Origin of the sequence: Bradyrhizobium macuxiense (assembly GCF_007993935.1) — a bacterium.
In the GTDB taxonomy this organism is placed as follows: Bacteria; Pseudomonadota; Alphaproteobacteria; order Rhizobiales; family Xanthobacteraceae; genus Bradyrhizobium; species Bradyrhizobium macuxiense_A.
Window position 1 is genome coordinate 1 of record NZ_VITY01000041.1, and the last position, 1,867, is coordinate 1,867.

The 1,867-nt window shown below is 58.9% G+C and carries 2 protein-coding genes; both read left to right on the forward strand.

Features of this window, described 5'->3' with window-relative positions:
- The coding region (locus tag FBZ93_RS40350) for a LysR substrate-binding domain-containing protein (RefSeq protein ID WP_246667869.1) at positions 1-627 on the forward strand (627 nt) is incomplete at its 5' end.
- A gap of 152 nt (positions 628-779) precedes the next feature.
- A partial coding sequence (locus tag FBZ93_RS40355) for an FAD-binding oxidoreductase (protein WP_146993225.1) occupies positions 780-1,867 on the forward strand: 1,088 nt, incomplete at its 3' end.

The window sequence follows — 1,867 nt, forward strand, 5'->3', positions numbered from 1 at the left end:
GAAGCGTTCAGTGCCAATCTGCTCGAATGGACGGAAGCCCAGCGTATCGACGTTGCTGTGCTCTATGATGCGCGGAGTAGCCCGAGCCTGATTGCGACCCCGCTGTTGCTCGAGGATCTGTTCCTAATCGAGCGGCCATCCGAAAATGGAGTCCAGGACGACAAACCGGTGATGCTGGCCGATCTGGCGGGGCGAGAATGCGTTCTCCCTGGTCAGGAGAATGGGTTGCGACGCGTGTTGGACTCTGCCTGCGCGGCCGAAGGCGTTCGCCCCCGCGTGGTAACAGAAGTGGACTGCGTAGCGGCACTTAAGCAGTTGGTTGAGCGTGGCGTCGGCACTACGGTTCTGCCGTTCGGTGCGGTACACCGCGAGGTCAAGGACGGCAAGCTCCGCGCGCGGCCGTTTGCTTCGTCGGCCATGCGCGCGCTGCTGGTGATCGCAACACCTAGCAATAAACCAGTGACGCCACTTGTGCGTGCGATGATCCGCATCATCGAAAAGGAAGTAGAGAGACACGTCCCGCTTGACGTACTTCGCGGAACTACTCGCAATCTGGATGGTACCGCTCTGAAGTCGCCTAGGGCAGTGTTGCCTGCCGATTCCCCTCGAGCAAGGGGTTATAGCTGATATTAGCGTGTTCGGGGTTCCCGTCGCCGACGTCTTTGGGATGAATAGATACCGTTGATGGTCTGGCTGCTATCATCGTGCCCTGTCTCGGCCTGCGTCTGCAGATAGGCCGTTCAGGATCATGGTCGCTGAATGAGAAGGGCTGCAGGACGATGGTAGGCAATATTCCTTCCTTGGTATGCGACAGAGCGGTCAATCTAATCTCCAATCCGGAGCGCTTCGAGCGCCAGGTTCTGGAGCCAATTCGCGCGATTGTAGGTGACTGTGGCGTGGTCACCGATCGCATCGCGATGCAACCTCTGATGACTGCGTGGCGCGACAATTGGGAAGGACGCGTGCCTCTCGTCGTCATGCCCGCCAATACGGAACAGCTGTCGGCTGTTGTGTCCATCTGCGCCCGCACTAACACACCGATCGTACCCCAGGGAGGTAACACAGGCCTGACGGGTGCCAGCCAACCTCACGGTAACGATTCTGAAATCGTTATTTCCACGCAGCGGATGAACAGGATTCGCGAAATCGATCTCGACAACGACACTATCACCGTTGACGCGGGTGTCGTGTTGCAAGTCGTCCAGGAGACGGCGAGGGAGCATGGACGCCTGTTCCCGCTGAGCCTTGGTGCCGAAGGTAGCTGCCAGATTGGCGGCAATCTTTCAACCAATGCCGGTGGCGTCCAAGCCTTGCGCTATGGCACCGCGCGCGCGCTTGTCGTCGGTCTCGAAGTGGTTCTTCCAGACGGGCAGATCTGGAATGGGCTGCGCGGCCTGCGTAAGGACAATGCTGGCTACGACCTCAAGCAGATATTTATTGGCGCCGAGGGGACGCTTGGCATCATCACAGCCGCCACGCTCAAGCTAGTGCCGCTGCCGACTGCATCGGCCACGGCCTTCCTTGCGACGGCGTCACCGGATACAGCAGTGGCATGGCTGCGGCGTGCTAAGTCCATGCTCGGTGGAAGCATCACGACAGTAGAACTCATGGAGCGTCGCTGTGTTGATGTTGCTATTAAACATAATAGAAACATCAGAGACCCCTTCTCCACGCGCTACGATTGGTATCTGCTGGTCGAGATCTCCGATCCAGTCCAACATGCATTGCTCGAAGGGCGCTTGCTATCGACTTTCGAGGCGGGTCTTGAGAGTGGCGAACTAGTCGACGGCGTTATTGCCAGTTCGGCTGCCCAAGCCGCTGGCCTTTGGCGCATTAGGGAGGGCGTGCCGGAAGGCCAGCGGCTCGA